The sequence below is a fragment of the Brevundimonas sp. genome (assembly GCF_031082345.1).
Taxonomy (GTDB): Bacteria; Pseudomonadota; Alphaproteobacteria; order Caulobacterales; family Caulobacteraceae; genus Brevundimonas.
In genome coordinates this window covers 9,263-29,456 of the sequence record NZ_JAVHLH010000004.1, presented here as the reverse complement: position 1 = coordinate 29,456, position 20,194 = coordinate 9,263, and the positions used below count along the sequence as shown (strand labels likewise).

The window sequence follows — 20,194 nt, the reverse complement described above, 5'->3', positions numbered from 1 at the left end:
CCTCGGGCTGGCGCCCGACCTTCTTGCCCAGCACATTGTAGAGCTGGAACAGCACGATGGCCGCGATCACGGCGAAGATGACGATCTGGACCTGGACCGGCACGGGCATTCCCTGACTGGCGCCCCGATAAACGCCGGGCGCGACAAATGGACGATTAGGGGCTGATATGGGGGCGCGCAAGGCGAACGGCGCCCCCGCCCGCCTGCGGCCGATCGCCCATCCGCCCCCCGTCCGCTCCTTTGGGCGAGCGTCGTTGCCGCAACCGGCGGTGCGTGCTAGTCGCCGCGCCTTCCGGGCCGGACCGCCGCGCCCCTCACGCCATTCCAGACAAGACCGACCCGCCATGACCGACGCCGCCCCCAACGACGCCAACGCCAACACCGCCGCGCCCGTTCCGAACGGCGTCGAGGCCCCCGCCGGCCCCGGCTTCCGCATCCTGGCCCAGTACGTCCGGGACCTGTCGTTCGAGAACCCCAAGGCCCCGGATTCCCTGCGCATCGACACCAAGCCGGCCATCGACCTCGGCGTCGAGATGAACGCCCAGGGCCGCAAGGACGGCCTCTTCGAGGTCGAGCTGCGGCTGACCGTCAAGGCCTCGACCGACGCCCTGACCGTGTTCAATATCGAGCTGCTCTACGGCGGCCTGTTCGCCCTGCACGGCGTCGCCGAGCAGGACATCGAGCCGATGCTGCTGATCGAGTGCCCGCGCTATCTGTTCCCGTTCGCCCGCGAGATCATCGCCCGCGCCACCTCGGACGGCGGCTTCTATCCGCCCTTCATGCTCGACCCGATCGACTTCGCCGCCATCTACATGTCGCGCCAGCAGCAGATCGCGCGCGGCCCGGCGGAAACCGCCCAGGCCTGAGGCTAGAGGCGGCTCAGACCGCCTCGACGTCCAGCCCGTAGGCCGCCCACAGCGAGCGGTCCTTCAGGGTCTCGCGCAGGAAGGCCAGATGCGCCGCCTGTTCAGCCTCGGTCGACCGCGGCGCCAGCGGACGCGGCCGGGGTCCGTAGCCGCCCGAGGCGGCGGCCGCGGCGGCGGTGGTGACCGTTCGCGCCGACGACAGGTCCAGACGCCGCTCCTTGCCGCCCTTCAGCTCCAGATAGACCTCGGCCAGCAGCCGGGCGTCGATCAGGGCCCCGTGAAGGGTCCGCTCCACCAGGCTGATCTTGAACCGCTTGCACAGGGCGTCGAGCGAATTGGCCATGCCCGGAAACCGGCTCTGGGCCAGCTTCAGGGTGTCGATCCAGCGCGTCTCTTCCAGCAGCGGGTGGCTGCAAAGGCCGCACTCGTGGTCGATGAAGGCGCGGTCGAAGGCGGCGTTGTGGGCGATCACCGGGGCGTCGCCGATGAACTCCATCAGCTCCCCCACCACCTCGTGGAATCTGGGCGCGCCCTTCACCTTCTCGTCGGTGATTCCGTGCACCCGGATGGCGTCCGGCGGGATCAGCCGCTCGGGATAGACCAGGGTGTGATACATCCGCCCGGTCGGAAGCAGGTCCTCGATCTCGATACAGCCGACCTCGATCAGCCGGTCGCCCGTCTTCGGGTCGAAGCCGGTGGTTTCGGTGTCGAGGACGATTTCGCGGGCCATGACCCTTATTGAATCGGTTCGCCGTCGGGCGAAAGCCCGCGCCGGGGCGAAGTCCACTCCGGGGCCAGAACCGTCCCCACGATTTCACGCACGCGGGCCCGCGCCGCCTCCAGCCCGCCGCCGGTGTCGACGATGAAGTCGGCCCGCCGGCGTTTCTCGGCGTCGGGGGTCTGCCGCGCCAGGATGGCCTCGAACCGCTCGCGGGTCATGCCGGGCCGGCCCAGCACCCGCTCCGCCTGCACCTCCGGATCGGCGGTGACCACCACCACCGCGTCCACGGCCGCGTCGCCGCCGGTCTCGAACAGCAGCGGAATGTCCAGCACCGCCAGCCGCACTCCGCGCCGCTCCGCCTCCGCCAGGTCCTCGAGCCGGCCCTGCATCACCAGCGGATGGACGATCGCCTCCAGCCGGCGGAAGGCCTCCTCGTCCTGGCCCAGCGCCCCGGCCAGCCGGATGCGGTCCACAGCCCCGTCCACGACCGCGCCCGGAAAGGCCTCGCCGACCGGCCCGACCGCCGCGCCGCCCCGGGCGTAGAGCCGATGCACCGCCTCGTCGGCGTTCCACACCAGCGCGCCTTCGGCGGCGAACATCTCCGCCGTCGTGGTCTTGCCCATGCCGATGGAGCCGGTCAGGCCGAGCACGATCATGCGGACTCTCCAAGCGCAGCGAGGGCCAGGGCGCGAACATCCACTGGCGGCGGCTCGATGCCGAACAGGGCCCGGAACGACGGCCTGGCCTGGCCGATCAGCATGGCTAGCCCGTCCACGGTCGCCAGACCCCGCGCCCGTCCCGCCGCGAGGAAGGGCGTCATCAGCGGCCGATAGGTCATGTCCATCAGAACGGCGTCATCGCGCAGGGCGTCGATATCGATCTCCGGCGGCGCGCTCAGCGCATTGACCACCAGCGCCGCCGTCTCGACCGCGCCCGGCCCCGCCACCCGGATCCCGAGATCGGTCGCCAGCCGCCCGGCCCGTTCCGGCGTCCGGTTGAGCACACTGACCTCCGCCCCGGCCGCCTTCAACGCCGCCGCCGCCGCCCGCGCCGCTCCGCCGGCCCCGAGGATCAACACGGGCCGGCCCGCTACATCGAGGACCGGCGCCTGCTCCGCCAGCGCCGCCATCAGACCTTCGCCATCGGTGCTGTCGGCCATGGCCCGGCCGCCCTCGAAAACCAGCAGATTGGCCGAGCCGCACAGCCGCGCCGTCGCGCTGACCGCGTCCGCCAGCGCCAGGGCCGCCCCCTTGAACGGCGCCGTGACATTGAGCCCGCGCAGGGCGCCCGCCCGCCCCTCGGCGACCAGGGCGGAAAAGCCGGCCTCGTCGGCCGGCCCGAAGGCGCGATAGTCGGCGTCCAGCCCCGCGGCGGCGATCCAGGCCTTGTGGATCAGCGGGCTCAGCGAATGGGCGATCGGCTGGCCCGCGACGCCGGCGACCACCGTCATGTCGCCAGCACTCCCGCCCGGCGCAGTTCGGCCAGCACCGGCCACAGCGGCAGGCCGAGGACGGTGAAATAGTCCCCCTCGACCGCCTCGAACAGCTGGGACCCCATGCCCTCGAGCCGGTAGGACCCGACGCACGCCAGCAGCCCGGTTCCCTCGGCCGTCAGATAGGCCTCCAGAAAGGCGTCGGAGAAATCCCGCACCCGCATCGTCGCCGTATCGACGCCCGACCAGACGATCTGGCCGTTGCAAGCGAGGGCGGCGCCCGAGTGCAGGTAGTGGCTCTGCCCCCGCATCGCCTTCAGCCGGTCCCTCGCCTCGTCCAGCGAGGCGGCCTTCGACACCAGCCCGCCGCCGAAGGCCAGGGTCTGGTCCGCGCCGAGCACCCAGGCCTCCGGATCGTGACGCGACACCGCCAGGGCCTTGACCCGCGCCAGCTCCACCGCCAGCCCGGCGGCGTCGGCCGGATCGTGCGTCGCCTTGACCGCGTCCTCATCGACGTCGGCGACCTGCACCGAGAACGGCACGCCCGCGCCCTCCAGCATGCCGCGCCGGGCCGCGCTCTTGGACGCCAGGATCAGGCGTTCCCAGCTCTCATGTAGCCCAAAGGGTGATAGCGCACCTGACGACGTCACCAGCTTGTCCCCACCCGGTGCGTGCGCCGCTCGTTCAGCACATTGATGATCGCCGCCGCCGTCTCCTCCACCGAGCGTCGGGTCACGTCGATGACCGGCCAGCCGCGGCGTTCGAAGGCCCGGCGCGCCTTGACCGTCTCCTCGCGCACCGCCTCGTGGTCGGTATAGGCCGAGGCCCGGCTGGCGTTCAGCCCGTCCAGGCGGTTGCGGCGGATCTGCACCAGCCGGTCCGGCGACACCGTCAGGCCGATGATCAGCGGATTCTTCAGACCCACCAGCCGTTCGCCGTCCTCCTGGCCCGGGACCAGCGGCACATTGGCGGCGCGGATGCCCCGGTGGGCCAGATAGATGCAGGTCGGCGTCTTCGAGGTCCGGCTGACGCCGCACAGCACCACGTCGGCGCCTTCCAGCTGTTCGGTCGTGCCCTGGCCGTCGTCGTGGGCCATGGCGTAGTCCAGCGCCGCGATGCGGTTGAAATAGTCGGTGTCCAGCGCGTGCTGGGCGCCCACCCGCGTGGACAGGGCGGCGCCGAGATAGCGCGACAGGGCCCCGACCAGCGGGTCCAGGGCCGCAATCTGCGGCATGTCCAGCCGCCGGCAGCCTTCCTCGAGCTGCTCGCGCAGTTCACGGTCGACCAGGGTGTGCAGGACCACCCCGGGCGAGGCCGCGATCTCCTCCAGCACCCGTTCCATCTGCCGGGGCGAGCGGACCAGGGCGTAGATGTGCTCGATGGGAATGACGCCGTCGAACCGGGCCACGACCGCCTTGGCCATGGCGTTCAAGGTCTCGCCGGTGGAATCGGAAACCAGATGGACGTGGAAATAGGTCGCCAGTCGGGCCGGGCCCGCGGCTCGGGCCGGACTCATGGAGCGAACCTCATGGGGACGAGCTCGTCGGATCTGTCCATGTCGGCGAGACTCCTGTGGACGGGGCCGGGCGCCGATCGTCCTGACCGGGGCGCCGATCTCTATAGCCGGGCGCGCCGGATGCGGCGAGCGGGGATGGCGGTGGACGGAGTCCCAGGTCGTCCGGCGAGTCGTCCCACATTGCGGTCCTTCGACGAGATCGGGTGTGGACAGCCTTAACAAATCCTTAACGGCGCCCGGTCAGGGAGATGACACGGCGCCGCCCGGAAGCCCGCCAGTTAAGGCCCCGTTAGGAATTGTCCCCGCTTTCACCAGCCCGGTGAACGGGCGGGGATGACCGGCGGGCGGGCTGCGGAAAACTCGCCGGGAGGACCTCGATCCGCCGCTCTTATCCCCGTCATTCCCGCCCCTGCTTCCTTCCACCATTCTTCTCAAAACTCTTTCATTGAAGGATTGGGGGTGCGACATCGGCCCGGGCTTGAGCGGGACCCGGCCCCCCGGTAAGCCCGAGATCAGATGACCGTTTCAGACACCCCCCTCCTGCTCAAGGTTCTCGCCGGCGAGGCGGCGGCGCGGCCACCGGTGTGGTTCATGCGCCAGGCAGGGCGGTACCTGCCGGAGTATCGGGCGCTGCGGGCGACGACGCCGGACTTCATCTCCTTCTGCCTCGATCCCGACAAGGCCGCCGAGGCGACGCTGCAGCCCATGCGGCGCTTCGGCTTCGACGCCGCCATCGTCTTCGCCGACATCCTGCTGATCCCCCGGGCCCTGGGGCAGGAGGTCTGGTTCGAGGCCGGCGAGGGTCCTAGGCTGGGCGCCCTGCCGCCGGTGGAGGCGATGCGGGCCCTGGCGCCCGGGGCCGGGGAGGCGCTGAAACAGGTCGGGCAGACCCTGTCGCTGGTGCGGGGGCAATTGGAGCCTGAACGGGCACTGATCGGTTTCGCCGGCGCGCCGTGGACCGTGGCCACCTACATGCTGGACGGCGAGGCGCGGACCATCGGCAAGGGCGAGCGGGCTCAGGCCCGGACCTACGCCTACGCTGAGCCGGACAAGGTCGCGGCCCTGCTCGAGGTGCTGGTCGAGGCCACCGCCCATTATCTGAAGATGCAGGCCGACGCCGGCGCCCAGGTGCTGAAGATCTTCGAGAGCTGGGCCGAAGGTCTGCCCGACGATCTGTTCGAAACCCTGGTCCTGAAGCCCCATCAGGCACTGGTGAAGCGGGTCCGGGAGCTGGGCGTGACCGTGCCCCTGATCGGCTTCCCCCGCGGTTCGGCGGCGCTGGCCGAGCGCTATGCGACCGAATGCGACGTGCAGGCCGTGGCGCTGGACACCGCCTGTCCGCTGGCGGTCGGCCGCCGGGTGCAGGCCATCAAGCCGATCCAGGGCGCTTTGGACCCTCTGCTGCTGCGCGCCGGCGGGCCGCTGCTGGACCGGCGGGTGGACCAGCTGCTGGAGGCGTGGGGGCAGGGGCCGTGGATCTTCAACCTCGGCCACGGCATCCTTCCGGACGTGCCGATCGACCGCGTCGAACAGGTGCTGAAGCGGATCGGCGCCCAATGAGGACGATCACCGGGCGCCGCATCGCCGTGGTCCTGTTCAACCTCGGCGGTCCCGACGACCAGGCGTCGGTGAAGCCGTTCCTGTTCAACCTGTTCAATGACCCGGCCATCATCGGTCTTCCGGGGATCGTCCGCACGCCGCTGGCCCGACTGATCTCCAGTCGGCGCGAAACCTCGGCCCAGGCCAACTACGCGCTGATGGGCGGGGGCTCGCCGCTGCTGCCCGAGACCCGCAAACAGGCCGATGCGTTGGAGGCGGCCCTGGCGCAGCGCCTGCCGGACGACGAGGTCCGGGCCTTCATCGCCATGCGCTACTGGTCGCCGCTGACGGAAGAGGCCGCCACGGAGGTGGCCGCCTTCGGACCCGACGAGATCGTGTTGTTGCCGCTGTATCCGCAGTTCTCGACCACCACGACCGAATCCTCCCTGAAGCGCTGGAACGCCGTCTACGCCGGATCCGGCGAGAGCCGCACGGTCTGCTGCTGGCCTGAGGCCCATGGCTGGGTCGAGGCTCAGGCCGAGGGGATCGCCGCCAAGCTGGACGAGGCCGGCGACCGGCCGGTGCGCGTCCTGTTCTCGGCCCACGGCATCCCGGAATCGCTGGTTCAGCGCAAGGGCGATCCCTACCAGGAGCAGGTGGAAAGCACGGTCGCCGCCGTCGTGGCGAAGCTTGAGGCCATGGGCCGCAAGGTCGACCACGCCCTCTGCTACCAGAGCCGGGTCGGGCCGATGAAATGGCTCGGCCCTTCGACGCCGGAGGCGCTGGAACAGGCGGCCGCGGACAAGGTCGGGGCCGTGGTGGTGCCGATCGCCTTCGTCTCCGAACACGTCGAGACCTTGGTCGAGCTGGACATCGAATACGGCGAACTGGCCCACGAGCGCGGCGTCGCCCCCTATCTGAGGGTTCCGGCCGTCGGGACGTCGGCGCTGTTCATCAACGCCCTGGCCGAGGCGGCGCTGCACGGTCTGTCGCGCACCGGCGTCGCCCCCTATGGTCCCGGCTGCCGGGGCGACTGGAAGGCCTGCCCCTGCCAGACGGAGAGCCGGGCGGCATGAGTTTCGAGACCTTCAGCCTCGTCCGCGGCCTGCACATCCTGGCGGTCATCGCCTGGATGGCGGGCATGCTGTTCCTGCCCCGGCTCTACGCCTATGACGCCGAACAGGCCGGCAAGCCCGAGCCGCTGCGCTCCGAGATGCAGGGTCTGCTTCGGATCTGGCAGCGCCGGCTCCTGAAGATCATCATCAATCCGTCGATGACCGCCGCGTGGGTGTTCGGCGTGTGGATGATCCTCATCCACGTCTACGGCTTCGGCCAGGGTTGGGGTTTTCTCCTCCTGCCGTGGATGGCGACCAAGCTCGTGGCGGTCTTCGTCCTCAGCGGCTGGCACGGCTTCCTGGCGGGCGAGCTCAAACGCATCCAGGCCGGGACCTCGGTCCGGTCCGGCCGCTTCTGGCGGATGACCAACGAGATTCCGTTCCTGATCGCCATCGTCGCCGTGCTCTCCGTGACGGTCGAATGGACCCTCGGATAGTCGGCGACGCTTGACCTCGCCGCCGGGGCGTGGTTTCGCTGGTCGCGAACCGATCCTGGCTCAGGGCTTTCGCCTTCCGGACGGTCCCTCTCCCTTCGCGACGCCTGCCGGATCGACCCTGCGGGACCCACGCCGCCCTCCCTGCCGGCCCTCGGGCCAACATCGCCAGCCGCTCCGACCCCGCTTTCACGCGGGCGTTGTTGCGCGCACGCCTGAAGAAGATTTCCCATGACCGACGTCCGCGACACCGATCCGACCGCCCCCGAGGCCGAGACCCTCGACGGCGAACAGCCGACCCAGGAGACCGCGGCTGCTGATCTGCCGATGGTCGACCAGGAGGCCGAGGACGAAGACGAAGAGGATGACGGCGAACCGATCGTGCCGAACGGCCGCATCACCCTGGCCGAGCTGAACGAGAAGACCCCGGCGGACCTGGTCGCCTTCGCCGAGGGCCTCGAGGTCGAGAACGCCTCCAACCTGCGCAAGCAGGACCTGCTGTTCGCCATCCTCAAGGCCCTGGCCGACGAGGAAGTCGAGATCATCGCCGACGGCGTGCTGGAGATCCTGCCGGACGGATTCGGCTTCCTGCGCAGCCCGGACGCCAATTATCTTCCGGGTCCGGACGATGTCTATGTCTCGCCGTCGCAGATCCGCCGTTTCGGCCTGCGCTCGGGCGACACCATCCACGGGGCCGTGCGCGGTCCGCGCGAGGGCGAGCGCTATTTCGCCCTGCTCAAGGTCGACACGATCAATCTGGAAGACCCGGAGACGGTCAAGACCAAGGTCCTGTTCGACAACCTGACCCCGCTCTATCCCGAAGAGCGGCTGCACATGGAGATCCAGGACCCGACCCTGAAGGATCGCTCGGGCCGGGTCATCGACATCGTCGCCCCGCTCGGCAAGGGCCAGCGCTGCCTGATCGTCGCCCCGCCGCGGGTCGGCAAGACGGTGATGCTGCAGAACATCGCCAAGTCGATCGAGAAGAACCACCCGGAAGTCATCCTCATCGTCCTGCTGATCGACGAACGGCCCGAAGAGGTCACCGACATGCAGCGCACGGTGAAGGGCGAGGTCATCGCCTCGACCTTTGACGAGCCGGCCACCCGCCACGTCGCCGTCGCCGAGATGGTGATCGAAAAGGCCAAGCGCCTGGTCGAGCACAAGAAGGACGTCGTCATCCTGCTCGACTCCATCACCCGCCTCGGCCGCGCCTACAACGCCACGGTGCCGTCGTCGGGCAAGGTCCTGACCGGCGGCGTCGACGCCAACGCCCTGCAGCGGCCGAAACGCTTCTTCGGCGCGGCCCGGAACGTGGAGCAGGGCGGGTCGCTGACCATCATCGCCACGGCCCTGATCGACACCGGCTCGCGGATGGACGAGGTGATCTTCGAAGAGTTCAAGGGCACCGGCAACTCCGAGATCGTGCTGGACCGCAAGGTCGCCGACAAGCGCATCTTCCCGGCCATCGACGTGCTCAAGTCCGGCACCCGCAAGGAAGAGCTCACCACGCCCAAGGACCAGCTGGCCAAGACCTACGTCCTGCGCCGCATCCTCAACCCGATGGGCCCGCAGGACGCCATCGAGTTCCTGATCGACAAGCTGCGCCAGTCCAAGAACAACGCCGACTTCTTCCAGTCGATGAACACCTGACGGCCGCCGCCGTCGGGCTATGTTCCACGTGAAACAGGGAGCCGCGTGATGAAGGTCAATGTCGAGATCGACTGCACGCCCGCGGAGGCCCGGGCCTTCCTCGGCCTGCCGGACGTCGAACCCCTGAACGACCACCTCGTCGCCGAGATGAAGCGGCGCATGGACGAGAACATGGCCGCCATGCAGCCGGACGAACTGATGAAGACCTGGACCAGCTTCGGCCTCCAGGCCCAGGACCAGTTCCGCAAGCTGATGGAAGCGGCGGTCAAGCCGTGACAGATCGTCTCCTCCCCATGAAATGGGGAGGGGGACCGCGAAGCGGTGGAGGGGCTCTGTCCGCGTCTGCCGTCGCCAGCCCCTCCGTCACGCCGCTGTCGCGGCGCGCCACCTCCCCATTTCATGGGGAAGAGACATGAGCACCATCTTCGCGCTCGCCACCCCGCCGGGGCGAGGAGCCATCGCCATCATCCGCCTGTCCGGCCCGCACACCGATGAGGCGTTGAGCCGTCTGGGCGCCGGCGGCCTGAAGCCGCGTCTGGCCTCGCTGCGCGACCTCGCCCTCGAGGGGCGGGCGCTCGACCAGGCGCTGGTGCTTCGTTTTCCCGCCCCGAACTCCTACACCGGCGAGGACTGCGCCGAGCTGCATCTGCATGGCGGGCGGGCGGTGGTCGAGGCGGTCGGCGACGCCTTGGTCACGCTGGGCCTGCGTCCGGCCGAGCCCGGCGAATTCACCCGCCGCGCCTTCGAGAACGGCCGTATGGATCTGGCCCAGGCCGAGGCGGTGGCCGATCTGATCGACGCCGAGACCACGGCCCAGGCGGCCCAGGCCCTGGGTCAGCTCGACGGCGCCCTGTCGCAGACCTACGCCGGTTTCCGCCTCGACCTGCTCAAGGCCCTCGCCCTGGTCGAGGCCGAGATCGACTTTCCCGATGAGGAGGTCCCGGACAATCTGGCCCGCACCGCCGGGCCAGTGCTGGACGGTTTGATCACCGACCTCAAGGCGGCGCTGGCCGACGCGCGGCGCGGCGAGCGGGTGCGCGAGGGCTATCGCATCGTCCTGATCGGCGAGACCAACGCCGGCAAGTCGTCGCTGTTCAACGCCCTGGTGGCGCGTGAGGCGGCGATCGTCACCCCCATCGCCGGCACCACCCGCGACGTGCTGGACGCCGATCTGATCATCGGCGGCTATGCGGTGACCCTGTCCGACACGGCCGGGCTGCGCGACAGCGACGATCCGATCGAGGCTGAGGGCGTCCGCCGGGCCCGGGCGCGGGCGGAGCAGGCTGAACTGCGGTTGTGGATCCGGGCGCCGGGCGATCCGGAGGGCCCCGCCGCGGCCTATGCGCGGCCGGACGACCTGCTGGTCTTCACCAAGGCCGACATCGACCGGGTCGCTCCGCCGCTGGACCGCGAGGCGCTCTTCGTCAGCACCGAGACAGGCGAGGGCCTGGGTGCGCTGCACGACTGGCTGGCGGCGCGGCTCGCGCGCGACCTGTCCGGGGCCGACTTCCCTGCGGTCACACGAGAGAGACACCGTCGGAGATTGACCGAAGCCCTGGCGTCCGTGGAGGCGGGCCGTCGGGCGCTCGATGTTTCCCCCGAGATGGCCGGCGACGACCTGCGCCGCGCGGCCGAAAGTCTCGCCCGGGTCACCGGGGCCATCGGCGTCGAGGATATCCTCGGCGAGGTGTTCTCGACCTTCTGCATCGGCAAGTGAGTGTTTCACGTGAAACACTCCGGCGGCTTCGGTAGCAAAGACGGGCGTTTTCCCCTATGTCCGCGCCCATGAAGCGTTTCGACGTCATCGTCATCGGAGGAGGCCACGCCGGCTGTGAGGCCGCGGCGGCCTCCGCGCGCGCGGGCGCGGCCACCCTGCTGCTGACCCAGAAGCTCGAGACCATCGGCGAGATGTCGTGCAATCCGGCCATCGGCGGCCTGGGCAAGGGCCATCTGGTGCGCGAGATCGACGCCATGGACGGCGTCATGGGCCGGCTGGGCGACGTGTCCGGCATCCAGTTCCGCCTGCTCAACCGCTCCAAGGGCGCGGCGGTGCAGGGCCCGCGCAGCCAGATCGACCGCCGCCTCTACCGCGAGGCCATGCAGGCCGAACTGGCATCGACCCCCAACCTGACCCTGATGGCCGGGACGGCGGAAAGCCTCATCCTCGACGGGGAACGCGTCGCCGGCGTGGTCACGGGGGAGGGCGTCGAGTTGTCGGCGGGCGCGGTCGTGCTGACGACCGGCACCTTCCTCAACGGCGTGATCCACAAGGGCGACCAGCGTATTCCGGCCGGCCGCCACGGCGAGGCGCCTTCGACCGGTCTCGCCGCCGACCTCTATGGCGCCGGCCTGACCATGGGGCGACTCAAGACCGGCACCCCGGCGCGGCTGGACGGGCGCACCATCGCCTGGGACCGGCTGGAGATGCAGGCGGCCGACGCCGATCCCGTGCCGTTCAGCTTCCTGACCGACCGCATCGATGTGCCCCAGATCGCCTGCGGCGTGACCCACACGACCGAGGCGACCCACCGGATCATCGTCGACAACCTCGGCGACAGCGCCGTCTATGGCGGTCACCTGTCAGGACGCGGCCCGCGCTACTGCCCCTCGATCGAGGACAAGGTGGTGCGCTTCGCCGACAAGACCTCGCATCAGATCTTCCTCGAGCCGGAAGGCCTCGACGATCCGACCGTCTATCCGAACGGCATCTCGACCTCGGTGTCCGATGCGACCCAGGCCGCCTTCCTGCGCACCATTCCCGGGCTGGAGGCGGTCGAGGTGTTCCGCTTCGGCTACGCCATCGAATATGACTTCGTCGATCCGCGCGAGCTGACCCCGGCGCTGGAGGTCAAGAAGCGGCCGGGCCTGTATCTGGCCGGCCAGATCAACGGCACCACGGGCTATGAGGAGGCGGGGGCCCAGGGGCTGATCGCCGGGCTGAACGCCGCGCGGGCCGCCGCCGGTTCGGACCCGCTCGTGCTCGGTCGGGACCAGGCCTATATCGGCGTCATGATCGACGATCTGGTCACACGCGGGGTGACCGAGCCCTACCGAATGTTCACCAGCCGGGCCGAGTACAGGTTGACGCTGCGGGCCGACAACGCCGATCAACGGTTGACCCCCGTCGCCATGGCCGCGGGGCTGGTCTCGGCCGAACGCCGCGCCGCCTTCGAGGCCAAGTCCGCTCTGCTGGCAGAGGCCTCCGCCCTGGTGCGCGGGACCACCTATACGCCCAAGGAGGCCGGGGCCCTGGGCGTCAACGTCAACGCCGACGGTCAGCGCCGGTCGATCCGCGACCTGCTGGCCTTCCCGGGCGTCACGCTCGAGACTTTCGCGGCGGCCTATCCCGCTATCGCCGCCTGGCCGCGCCAGGTGCGCGAGCAGATCGAGATCGACGCGGGCTATGCCGGCTATCTGGATCGACAGGCTTCCGACGCCGAGGCCCTGCGTCGCGAGGAGGCGCTGGCCATACCGCACGACCTCGACTACGCCGCCATCGGCAGCCTCTCGAACGAGGTGCGCGAGAAGCTGAGCCTGATCCAGCCGCGCACCCTGGGGCAGGCGGGCCGGATCGAGGGCATGACCCCGGGCGCCCTGACGGCCCTGCTGTCGCATGTGAAGCGGGCCCGGGTGGCCGCGTGACACCTGCCGAATTCCAGGCGCAGACGGGCGCGACCCCGGAGCAGATCGCCGATCTCGAGGCCTTCATCGAGCGGCTGGCCGATGCCAATGCGGTGATGAATCTGATCGGGCCGGCCACCCTGCCGGGCGTGTGGAACCGGCACGTCTGGGACTCGGCCCAGCTGCTGGATCTGGCGCCGGAGGCCCGGACCTGGGCCGATCTCGGTGCCGGGGCGGGGTTCCCGGGGGTGGTGCTGGCGATCCTGATGAAGGGCCGGCCGGACGCTCATGTCTGGCTGATCGACAGCCTCGGCAAGCGCTGCCGCTTCCTGCAGGAGATGGTCGACGCTCTCGCCCTGCCGGCGACGGTGATCAACGGCCGGGCCGAGGAACAGGCGTTGAAGGTCGATGTCGTCACCGCCCGCGCCGTTGCGCCGATGGAGAAGCTGCTCGGCTATGCACAGCCTTATCTACAGCGCGGCGCCCAGGGGGTGTTTCTCAAGGGGGAAAAGGCCGAGGCTGAGTTGATCGAAGCCCGCAAGGTCTGGCATTTCGAGAGCAGCCTGTCCGTCTCGCGCAGCGATCCGCGCGGCCGTATCGTTTCCGTCCGGAGCCTCCGCCGTGTCCATAGCCGGTAAGACTCGCGTCCTCGCCGTTTCCAACCAGAAGGGCGGGGTCGGCAAGACCACCACGGCGATCAACCTCGGCACCGCCCTGGCGGCGATCGGCGAGAAGGTGCTGATCGTCGACATGGATCCGCAAGGCAATGCCTCCACCGGTCTGGGTGTTCCACGTGAAACGCGGCGGGTGACCATCTATGACGTCATCGTCGACGGGCGTTCGGTCGACGACTCCGCCGTCCAGACCGCCGTGCCCGGTCTGCACATCATCCCTGCAGACGCCGACATGTCGGGCGTCGAGATCGAGCTGAGCCAGGCCGACCGCCGCTCGTTCCGGCTGCGCGACGCCCTCGCGGGGCAGGGGGCGGACGGCCAGACCCGGTATGACTATGTGCTGATCGACTGCCCGCCGTCGCTGAACCTGCTGACCCTGAACGCCATGGCCGCGGCCGACGCCGTCCTGGTGCCGCTGCAGTGCGAATTCTTCGCCCTCGAGGGCCTGACCCAGCTGATGAAGACCATAGAGATGGTGCGGCAGAGCCTCAATCCGACGCTGGAGATCCAGGGCCTGGTCCTGACCATGTACGATCGCCGCAACGCCCTGTCGGGGCAGGTGGCCGCAGACGTGCGCTCGCATTTCGGCGACAAGGTCTATGAGGCGGTGATCCCGCGCAATGTGCGCGTGTCCGAGGCGCCGTCGTTCGGCAAGCCGGCCCTGATCTACGACCTGAAATGCGCCGGCAGCCAGGCGTATCTGCGCCTCGCCCGCGAGGTGGTAGCGCGCGAGAAGATGCGGCGGCTGCAGGCCGCCTGATGTATATAACCAGAACGGAATCAGTCAGTTGAGCGAACGTCAGCGCGGTCTCGGCCGGGGATTGTCAGCCCTTCTCGGGGAACAGGCGGGCGAAGCCGTGCCGGTCGACGGCTCGGCGGCGCCGGCCGGGGTGCGCATGGCGCCGATCGAGACCCTGAAGCCGAATCCGGACCAGCCGCGCAAGACCTTCGATCAGGGAGAGCTGGCCGAGCTCGCCGAGTCGATCCGCGACAAGGGCGTGCTTCAGCCGATCCTGGTGCGGCCGCACCCGAAGGAGGAGGGCGTCTGGCAGATCATCGCCGGCGAGCGCCGCTGGCGCGCGGCCCAGCTGGCGCGCCTGACCCAGGCGCCGATCATCGTCCGCGAGATGGACGACGTCGCGGTGTTCGAGGTCGCCATCATCGAGAACGTGCAGCGGGCCGATCTCAATCCGCTGGAGGAGGCCGACGCCTACCGCCTGCTGATGGAGCGGTTCGGCCGCACCCAGGACGCGGTCGCCGGCGTGGTCGGCAAGAGCCGCAGCCACGTGGCCAACACCCTGCGCCTGCTGCAGCTGCCCGAGGAGGTGCTGTGGTACGTGCGGCACGGCAAGATGAGCGCCGGCCACGCGCGGGCCCTGATCACCGCCCCCAATCCCGCCGCCCTGGCCGAGCAGATCGTCAATGAGGGGTTGAACGTCCGTCAGGCCGAGGTTCTGGCGCGCCGGGCGTCCGAGGGACCCAAGCCGGGCAAGGGCAAGACCCGCACGGGCGCCTCGACCGGCGAGGGCGGCGCCGACATCGCGGCGCTGGAGCAGGATCTGACCGACGCCTTGGGGCTGCCGGTGTCGCTGGCGGACCGGGGCGGTAAGGGCGAACTGACCCTGCGCTACGGCACGCTGGAGCAGCTCGACGACCTGTGCCGCCGGCTGATGCGCGGCTGACATGGGCGGGCCGGCGAAAGGGGTCATCGATCTCTACAGCCGCCGGCCGCTCGACTGGGATCAGGACCGGGGCAGGACCCTGATCGAGAAGCCGTGGCTTGACGCCTTTCTGGGCCATGTCCCGGCGGCCGGCTCGGTGCTCGACCTCGGCTGCGGCTCGGGCGAACCGATCGGCCGCTATCTGATAGAACAGGGCCGGGCGGTGACCGGGATTGACGCGGCGCCGGGGCTGATCGACCTGTGCCGAAGCCGGTTTCCCGACCATGACTGGCGTGTGGCCGACATGCGGAGCCTCGACCTCGGCCGAACCTTTGACGGGGTGATCGCCTGGCACAGCGCCTTCCACCTGACGCCGCAGGACCAGCGCGGGATATTCGCCGTCTATGCGCGGCACCTGGCGCCGGGCGGGGTGCTGATCTTCACCAGCGGGACCGAGGAGGGGGAAACGGTCGGCCAATGGCGCGGCGAGCCGCTGTATCACGGCAGCCTGTTGGTCGAGGAATACAGGACGGCGCTGGCCGCAGCGGGCTTCGAGGTGCTGGCCAACCGGATCGGTGATCCGGAGACCGGCGGCGCGACGGTGTGGCTGGCGCGTGCTAGGGTGGCGGCATGACCGAGAAACCGAGCAATCCGACCGCCGAAGCGATGAAGAAGGCGCTGGCCGCCAAGAAGGCGGGCGGCGGGCCGAACCATACCGGTCTGCAGGGGGCGGCGCGCGCCGAACAGAAGGCCCAGCAGACCCGCAACCTGGCCCTGTCCAAACCGGCCTTCCGCAAGGCGTCGAAGCGGGGCTAAAGCCCCAGCCGGCGCGCCCGCGCCGAAATCTCGAGCAGCAGGCGCTCGGCGATCAGCTGGTCGGGCGAGCCGGTGGTCTTGGTGGCGATGTCGGCGGCGTTGACGCTGTCCAGCACCTTGTCGAGGTCCTCGAGCCGCCAGCTGCGGGCCTGACGCAGCATCTCGGCCTCCTGTTTCCAGAACACGCCCGCCGCCTTGGCCGCCTCCTTGGCCCCGGCGCCGTTGGCCTGAAGCACGTTTATGCGGCGCAGCTTGCCGAGGTGGATCGAGGCCTGACGCACCGCCATGACCGGGGATTCGCCCTCGGCCAGGGCCCGGCGCAGACCCGACTGGGCCGGGGCGGGCCGGCCCCCGAAGGCCTGAAGGGCGGCGTCCTGGAGCGAGGCGTCGGGCTCGACGCCGAGATGAAGCTCCAGCTCGGCCACATCGATGGTCTGGCCCGAACCGGGGCCGATGTAGAGCACCAGCCGCTCGATCTCCTGGCGCATCAGGCCGCGTTCGCGCGGCAGGCGGGCGACGAAGCGGTCCAGCGCGTCCTGGGTCAGGCCGACCTTGTCGGCGGCGAGGGCCTCGCGCGTCATCCGCGCCACGTCGCCGGTCTCGTCCTCGTAGCAGGCGATGGCGACCGCGCCCTGCGCGCCTTCGGCGGCCTTGCGCAGGGCCGAGTCGCGGCCCAGGGCGCCCGCCTCGATGACCAGCATGGCGTCGGGATTGTAGGCGCCCTCGGCGTGGGCCTTGAGCGCGGCCGCCAGCATCTTGTCGATCGAGGCCTTCTCGGAGCCCAGACGCACCCGGATCAACCGGCGTCCGCCGATCATCGACAGGGCGGTCAGGGCCTCATCCAGGCGCGTCTCGTCCCCGTCGAGGTCGCTGTCGGTCAGGATGGTGACGTTGAAGGGGTCGTTGAGATCCGGGGTGATGGCGCGGCACAGCTGGACGGCGCGCTCGGCGACGCCGGAGCGGTCCTTGCCGTGGATGACCGCGGCGCGCACCGACCGGTCCGGCGCCTTCAGGAAGCGATCGACTTCGGGCCGCTTCGACAGGATCATCGGAGGCCGGTCACGGGCGGTCCGGGAGGGCCCGCATCAGGTCGAGGCGGATGCGGCGGGCGAGTTCGGCGGCGACCCGCTCCTCGCTGTCCTGCTGGGCGGCGATGGCGGCGTAGGGCTGGTCGGCGGCGGCGTAGGTCGTGGTCACCGTCTCGACGCCCGACAACGGCAGACCGCCGTCGACGGGAGTCAGGGTCCAGCTGCCGCGGACGGTCAGCTCATAGCGGGTGGCGGTGTCGTCGATGCGTCGGCCCAGCGGGCGGCGCGACTGCTCGACCGTGGTCTCAAGCCGCCACAGCGGGGCCTGGCCGGCGTCGCGGCCGAGCGCGTCCTCGAGCTGTTCGCGGACCCGGTAGCCGAGGCGATCGTCCTGGGTGGTCACCGCGATGCGCGACAGGCTGGATCCGACCCCGGCCTCGCCGTAAAGGGGCGTGAATCCACAGCCGGCGAGCGCCAGTCCCATCAGCGCGACAAGACCGGCGGGGAGCGGGCGCATCAGCCGACCACCAGATTGACGATGCGGTCCTTGACCACCACGATCTTCCTCACCGTCTGACCCTCCAGTCGCGCCCGGACGTCCGCGTCGGCGAGGACGATGGCCTCGACCTCGCCCGGCTCCAGGCCGCGGGCGACGCGGATCTCGCCGCGACGCTTGCCGTTGACCTGGATCGGCAGGGTGACCTCGTCGTCGGCCGCCAGCGCCGGGTCGTAGTCGGGCCACGGCGCGTCGAGGATCATCCCCGCTTCGCCGAGCCGCGTCCAGCCTTCCTCGGCCAGGTGAGGGGTGAAGGGCGCGACCAGCCGCAGCAGGGCCGACAGCGCCTGGCGCCGGGCCTCGCCGCCGGCCTTGGGATGATCCCGCACCGTGGCGACGAAGGCGTAGAGCTTGGCGATGGCCGAGTTGAAGCGGAAGCCGGCGATGCCCTCGGACACGGCCTTGATGGCCTTGTGGGTCTCGCGGACGAGCGAGGCGTTGGCCTGTTCGTCGCCGGCGGCGGCCGGATCGAAGCCGTCGACCTCGGCCCAGACACGCTGGACGAAGCGGCTGGCGCCCTCGACCCCGCCGGGGGTCCATTGCACGTCGCGCTCGGGCGGGCTGTCGGAGAGGACGAACAGGCGGCCGGCGTCGACGCCGTAGGTGTCGACGATCTCCTGGGGGGCCACGACGTTCTTCTTCGACTTCGACATCTTCTCGATGTCGCCGATCGTCAGGGCTTCGCCGGTGGAGAGCTGGCGGGCCGAACGCTGGCCGCCCTCGTTGACCAGTTCGACGTCGGTGGGCTCGACCCAGGCGCCGTCGGCGCGGCGGTAGGTCTCGTGGACCACCATACCCTGGGTGAACAGGCCGGCGAACGGCTCCTTCACGTTCATCAGGCCGGCGTCGGACAGGGCGCGCGAGATGAAGCGGGCGTAGAGCAGGTGCAGGACGGCGTGTTCGACCCCGCCGATATACTGGTCGACCGGCAGCCATTTGTCGGCGGCGGCCCTCGAGATCGGCTCGGACGCGGTCGGGTCGGTGAAGCGGGCGAAATACCAGCTGGAGTCGACGAAGGTGTCGAGCGTGTCCGTCTCGCGCGTCGCCTCGCCGCCACACGACGGGCACCGGACGTGTTTCCAGGTCGGATGCCGGTCCAGCGGATTGCCGGGCGTGTCGAAGGTCACGTCCCGGGGCAGTTCGACCGGCAGGTCGGCGGCCGGCACGGCGCCGCAGGACGGGCAGTGGACGATCGGGATCGGGCAACCCCAGTAGCGCTGGCGGCTGACGCCCCAGTCGCGCAGGCGATAGATGGTCGCGCCCTTCCCCTGGCCGGCGGCCTCGACCCGCTCAATGGCCGCCGCCTTGGCGGATTCTATGTCGAGGCCGTCAAGGAAGTCGGAATGAAATATCGAGCCGGGGCCGGTATAAGCTTCTGTTCCCACGGCGAAATCGTCGCCGGCGCCATCAGGTCTCACTACCGGGATTACGGGCAGGCCGTATTTGCGCGCAAAGTCGAGGTCGCGCTGGTCATGGGCGGGACATCCGAAGATGGCGCCGGTGCCGTATTCCGACAGGATGAAGTTGGCGATCCAGACCCTGACCTCGCGGCCATCGAACGGGTGCAGCACCTTGAGGCCGGTGTCGAAGCCGATCTTCTCGGCCTGTTCGATCTCGGCCTGGGTCGAGCCGCCCTTGCGGCATTCGGCGATGAAGGCGGCGGCTTCGGGATTGGTTTCGGCCAGGGCGCGGGCGATCGGGTGGTCCGGGGCTATGCCCATGAAGGAGGCGCCGAACAGGGTGTCGGGCCGGGTGGTGTAGATCTCCAGCCCGTCCGGGGCGGCGTCGGGGGCGGATCCGGCCCAGCGCCAGGTCATCTGCAGCCCCTTGGAGCGGCCGATCCAGTTCTCCTGCATCAGCCGGACCTTGTCGGGCCAGCGGCCTTCCAGTTCCTTCAGCCCTTCGATCAGATCGTCGGCGTAGTCGGTGATGCGCAGGAACCACTGGTTCAGCTTGCGCTTCTCGACGATCGCGCCCGAGCGCCAGCCGCGGCCGTCGACGACCTGCTCATTGGCCAGGACGGTGTTGTCGACCGGGTCCCAGTTGACGACCGAGTCCTTGCGGTAGACCAGGCCGCGCCGGAACAGCTCCAGGAACCAGGCTTGCTGCTGGCCATAGTAGGCCGGGTCGCAGGTGGCGAACTCGCGCGACCAGTCCAGCGACAGGCCCAGCAGCTTCAGCTGTTCGCGCATGGCGGCGATGTTGGACCAGGTCCAGTCGCCGGGATGGACGCCGCGTTCGATGGCGGCGTTCTCGGCCGGCAGGCCGAAGGCGTCCCAGCCCATCGGATGCAGGACGTCGAAACCCTGGGCCCGCTTCGAACGGGCCACGACGTCGCCCATCACATAATTGCGGGCATGGCCCATGTGGATGTTCCCTGACGGATAGGGAAACATCTCCAGCACATAGTATTTCGGCTTGCCCGTGCCCTCCGTCGGCGTGCGGAAGGCGTCGGCGGCCGCCCAGCGGGCCTGCTGGCGGGGTTCGGAGGTTTTGGGCTCGTAGCGAGACGGGCTGGGGCGGGCCACGGGAATCCTTCAGGCGGCTCCTAAAGGGCGGGCC

General features: G+C 69.9%; 21 protein-coding genes. 13 read left to right on the top strand and 8 right to left on the bottom strand.

Annotation, left to right across the window (positions count from 1 at the left end; all coding sequences use genetic code 11):
- Positions 1–344: 344 nt before the first annotated feature.
- A complete protein-coding gene (gene secB, locus RDU12_RS00680) occupies positions 345–866 on the top strand; it encodes a protein-export chaperone SecB (protein WP_300292872.1) in 522 nt (173 codons plus the stop codon).
- 13 nt (positions 867–879) lie between these two features.
- On the opposite strand, the gene dnaQ is transcribed toward secB, so the two are convergent.
- The 5 genes from dnaQ to RDU12_RS00655 form a co-directional block, all read right to left on the bottom strand.
- Positions 880–1,596 carry a DNA polymerase III subunit epsilon gene (gene dnaQ / locus RDU12_RS00675; RefSeq protein ID WP_300292871.1) on the bottom strand — a complete coding sequence of 239 codons (717 nt, stop codon included), beginning with the start codon at positions 1,594–1,596 and terminating at the stop codon, positions 880–882.
- A 5-nt stretch (positions 1,597–1,601) separates the two neighbouring features.
- Positions 1,602–2,243, bottom strand: coding sequence for a dephospho-CoA kinase (coaE, locus tag RDU12_RS00670; RefSeq protein ID WP_300292869.1), 642 nt, complete (start codon positions 2,241–2,243; stop codon positions 1,602–1,604).
- Entirely contained in the window at positions 2,240–3,037 is a 798-nt protein-coding gene (locus RDU12_RS00665; protein ID WP_308683955.1) for a shikimate dehydrogenase, read from the bottom strand. The genes coaE and RDU12_RS00665 overlap by 4 nt, the downstream gene beginning before the upstream one ends.
- Complete coding sequence (locus RDU12_RS00660) at positions 3,034–3,579, bottom strand: Maf family protein (RefSeq protein WP_374990172.1); 546 nt, start codon at positions 3,577–3,579, stop codon at positions 3,034–3,036. The genes RDU12_RS00665 and RDU12_RS00660 overlap by 4 nt, the downstream gene beginning before the upstream one ends.
- A gap of 86 nt (positions 3,580–3,665) precedes the next feature.
- A complete protein-coding gene (locus tag RDU12_RS00655; protein ID WP_300289309.1) occupies positions 3,666–4,535 on the bottom strand; it encodes a pyruvate, water dikinase regulatory protein in 870 nt (289 codons plus the stop codon).
- Positions 4,536–5,051: 516 nt separating this feature from the next.
- Between RDU12_RS00655 and hemE the strand changes: the two genes are divergently transcribed.
- The 12 genes from hemE (at position 5,052) to RDU12_RS00595 (ending at position 16,048) form a co-directional block, all read left to right on the top strand.
- Entirely contained in the window at positions 5,052–6,095 is a 1,044-nt protein-coding gene (hemE, locus tag RDU12_RS00650) for a uroporphyrinogen decarboxylase (protein WP_300289308.1), read from the top strand.
- A complete protein-coding gene (gene hemH / locus RDU12_RS00645; RefSeq protein ID WP_300289307.1) occupies positions 6,092–7,150 on the top strand; it encodes a ferrochelatase in 1,059 nt (352 codons plus the stop codon). The genes hemE and hemH overlap by 4 nt, the downstream gene beginning before the upstream one ends.
- Positions 7,147–7,626 (top strand): CopD family protein, encoded by a 480-nt coding sequence (locus RDU12_RS00640; protein WP_300289306.1) that lies wholly within the window; start codon positions 7,147–7,149, stop codon positions 7,624–7,626. Before hemH ends, RDU12_RS00640 begins: the two co-directional genes overlap by 4 nt.
- 228 nt (positions 7,627–7,854) lie before the next feature.
- Complete coding sequence (gene rho, locus RDU12_RS00635) at positions 7,855–9,276, top strand: transcription termination factor Rho (RefSeq protein ID WP_300289305.1); 1,422 nt, start codon at positions 7,855–7,857, stop codon at positions 9,274–9,276.
- A gap of 48 nt (positions 9,277–9,324) precedes the next feature.
- Entirely contained in the window at positions 9,325–9,552 is a 228-nt protein-coding gene (locus RDU12_RS00630; protein WP_300289304.1) for a DUF6489 family protein, read from the top strand.
- A gap of 136 nt (positions 9,553–9,688) precedes the next feature.
- Positions 9,689–10,993, top strand: coding sequence for a tRNA uridine-5-carboxymethylaminomethyl(34) synthesis GTPase MnmE (mnmE, locus tag RDU12_RS00625; RefSeq protein ID WP_300289303.1), 1,305 nt, complete (start codon positions 9,689–9,691; stop codon positions 10,991–10,993).
- A gap of 68 nt (positions 10,994–11,061) precedes the next feature.
- Positions 11,062–12,918, top strand: a complete 1,857-nt coding sequence (gene mnmG / locus RDU12_RS00620; RefSeq protein WP_300289302.1) for a tRNA uridine-5-carboxymethylaminomethyl(34) synthesis enzyme MnmG — start codon at positions 11,062–11,064, stop codon at positions 12,916–12,918.
- On the top strand, positions 12,915–13,535 hold the full coding sequence (gene rsmG / locus RDU12_RS00615) for a 16S rRNA (guanine(527)-N(7))-methyltransferase RsmG (protein WP_300289301.1): 621 nt from the start codon (positions 12,915–12,917) through the stop codon (positions 13,533–13,535). Before mnmG ends, rsmG begins: the two co-directional genes overlap by 4 nt.
- Positions 13,525–14,331, top strand: a complete 807-nt coding sequence (locus tag RDU12_RS00610) for a ParA family protein (protein WP_300289311.1) — start codon at positions 13,525–13,527, stop codon at positions 14,329–14,331. The genes rsmG and RDU12_RS00610 overlap by 11 nt, the downstream gene beginning before the upstream one ends.
- 28 nt (positions 14,332–14,359) lie before the next feature.
- Positions 14,360–15,253, top strand: coding sequence for a ParB/RepB/Spo0J family partition protein (locus tag RDU12_RS00605; RefSeq protein WP_300289300.1), 894 nt, complete (start codon positions 14,360–14,362; stop codon positions 15,251–15,253).
- Between the two features lies 1 nt (position 15,254).
- Positions 15,255–15,866 carry a class I SAM-dependent methyltransferase gene (locus RDU12_RS00600; protein WP_300289299.1) on the top strand — a complete coding sequence of 204 codons (612 nt, stop codon included), beginning with the start codon at positions 15,255–15,257 and terminating at the stop codon, positions 15,864–15,866.
- Positions 15,863–16,048, top strand: a complete 186-nt coding sequence (locus tag RDU12_RS00595) for a hypothetical protein (RefSeq protein WP_300289298.1) — start codon at positions 15,863–15,865, stop codon at positions 16,046–16,048. The genes RDU12_RS00600 and RDU12_RS00595 overlap by 4 nt, the downstream gene beginning before the upstream one ends.
- Here RDU12_RS00595 and holA read toward each other — a convergent pair.
- The 3 genes from holA to leuS are packed head-to-tail and all read right to left on the bottom strand — an operon-like array spanning position 16,045 to position 20,160.
- Positions 16,045–17,097: a DNA polymerase III subunit delta gene (gene holA / locus RDU12_RS00590; RefSeq protein WP_300289297.1), complete on the bottom strand. Its 1,053-nt coding sequence runs from the start codon at positions 17,095–17,097 to the stop codon at positions 16,045–16,047. The genes RDU12_RS00595 and holA overlap by 4 nt on opposite strands.
- Positions 17,098–17,107: 10 nt before the next feature.
- Positions 17,108–17,593 carry an LPS assembly lipoprotein LptE gene (lptE, locus tag RDU12_RS00585; protein WP_300289296.1) on the bottom strand — a complete coding sequence of 162 codons (486 nt, stop codon included), beginning with the start codon at positions 17,591–17,593 and terminating at the stop codon, positions 17,108–17,110.
- Positions 17,593–20,160 carry a leucine--tRNA ligase gene (gene leuS, locus RDU12_RS00580; protein ID WP_300289295.1) on the bottom strand — a complete coding sequence of 856 codons (2,568 nt, stop codon included), beginning with the start codon at positions 20,158–20,160 and terminating at the stop codon, positions 17,593–17,595. Before leuS ends, lptE begins: the two co-directional genes overlap by 1 nt.
- Positions 20,161–20,194 lie beyond the last annotated feature (34 nt).

Excerpts from the sequence above, each read along its gene's own strand:
- secB (WP_300292872.1), top strand. The coding sequence starts at position 345 with ATGACCGACGCCGCCCCCAACGACGCCAACGCCAACACCGCCGCGCCC.
- dnaQ (WP_300292871.1), bottom strand. The coding sequence starts at position 1,596 with ATGGCCCGCGAAATCGTCCTCGACACCGAAACCACCGGCTTCGACCCG.
- coaE (WP_300292869.1), bottom strand. The coding sequence starts at position 2,243 with ATGATCGTGCTCGGCCTGACCGGCTCCATCGGCATGGGCAAGACCACG.
- RDU12_RS00665 (WP_308683955.1), bottom strand. The coding sequence starts at position 3,037 with ATGACGGTGGTCGCCGGCGTCGCGGGCCAGCCGATCGCCCATTCGCTG.
- RDU12_RS00660 (WP_374990172.1), bottom strand. The coding sequence starts at position 3,579 with ATGCTGGAGGGCGCGGGCGTGCCGTTCTCGGTGCAGGTCGCCGACGTC.
- RDU12_RS00655 (WP_300289309.1), bottom strand. The coding sequence starts at position 4,535 with ATGAGTCCGGCCCGAGCCGCGGGCCCGGCCCGACTGGCGACCTATTTC.
- hemE (WP_300289308.1), top strand. The coding sequence starts at position 5,052 with ATGACCGTTTCAGACACCCCCCTCCTGCTCAAGGTTCTCGCCGGCGAG.
- hemH (WP_300289307.1), top strand. The coding sequence starts at position 6,092 with ATGAGGACGATCACCGGGCGCCGCATCGCCGTGGTCCTGTTCAACCTC.
- RDU12_RS00640 (WP_300289306.1), top strand. The coding sequence starts at position 7,147 with ATGAGTTTCGAGACCTTCAGCCTCGTCCGCGGCCTGCACATCCTGGCG.
- rho (WP_300289305.1), top strand. The coding sequence starts at position 7,855 with ATGACCGACGTCCGCGACACCGATCCGACCGCCCCCGAGGCCGAGACC.
- RDU12_RS00630 (WP_300289304.1), top strand. The coding sequence starts at position 9,325 with ATGAAGGTCAATGTCGAGATCGACTGCACGCCCGCGGAGGCCCGGGCC.
- mnmE (WP_300289303.1), top strand. The coding sequence starts at position 9,689 with ATGAGCACCATCTTCGCGCTCGCCACCCCGCCGGGGCGAGGAGCCATC.
- mnmG (WP_300289302.1), top strand. The coding sequence starts at position 11,062 with ATGAAGCGTTTCGACGTCATCGTCATCGGAGGAGGCCACGCCGGCTGT.
- RDU12_RS00600 (WP_300289299.1), top strand. The coding sequence starts at position 15,255 with ATGGGCGGGCCGGCGAAAGGGGTCATCGATCTCTACAGCCGCCGGCCG.
- RDU12_RS00595 (WP_300289298.1), top strand. The coding sequence starts at position 15,863 with ATGACCGAGAAACCGAGCAATCCGACCGCCGAAGCGATGAAGAAGGCG.
- holA (WP_300289297.1), bottom strand. The coding sequence starts at position 17,097 with ATGATCCTGTCGAAGCGGCCCGAAGTCGATCGCTTCCTGAAGGCGCCG.
- lptE (WP_300289296.1), bottom strand. The coding sequence starts at position 17,593 with ATGCGCCCGCTCCCCGCCGGTCTTGTCGCGCTGATGGGACTGGCGCTC.